Origin of the sequence: Wolbachia endosymbiont of Drosophila barbarae (assembly GCF_044752445.1) — a bacterium.
GTDB lineage: Bacteria > Pseudomonadota > Alphaproteobacteria > Rickettsiales > Anaplasmataceae > Wolbachia > Wolbachia pipientis.
Map to the genome: position 1 here is coordinate 1 of NZ_JBIXJM010000075.1, position 608 is coordinate 608.

The following is a 608-nucleotide window of genomic DNA, read 5'->3' on the forward strand; positions in this document are numbered from 1 at the left end:
ATTCATCTCCAACTCATGACAATAATGAACAATCTCAAGTAAATCCTGAACAGTTAAAGAAGAGCTTAGAAAACATTGAACCAAAAGAAATCGGAGATACGAGTGAGTTAAAAGGAGCATTGGGAAACCCGGATAAAGGGTTAAGAGAACCGGCACAACAGGCTACTAAAGAAAATATTCCTAAAGATTCATTCTCAGAAAACATTTTAGAAAAGATAGGAGAAGGTAAACAATATGACCCTATACGTAAGTGGTTAGAAAAAACAGTGGCAGAACGAGAAAATAATGACACTAATCCAACTGTAGATAAAAATAGCGAACTATATAAATTACTAGAGAAAGATGAAGCACAACTGAAAGCTGGAGTAATAGAAGAAGAAAGAGGAGATACTTTAACAGAACACACTGATGGTTATGATCGCAATAGAATTGCATTAGCTAACAGAAATAAAAGACCACTAGATTGGGCTAAACAGGTTGCTGAGTCACAACAAAAAAAAGATACTAATAAAGGTATTTCAATATAAATTGAGGGAGTGTTATAGCATTTCTCATAATAGTCCGAACAGGTCATAGGAAGGCAGAATCAACAGCACGACGAAAGGATT

At 35.0% G+C, this 608-nt stretch carries 1 pseudogene; it reads left to right on the forward strand.

From position 1 onward, the window contains the following. Nucleotides 1–527: pseudogene (locus ACIPNH_RS01055) on the forward strand (hypothetical protein); the annotation flags it as partial. Nucleotides 528–608: the final 81 nt, after the last annotated feature.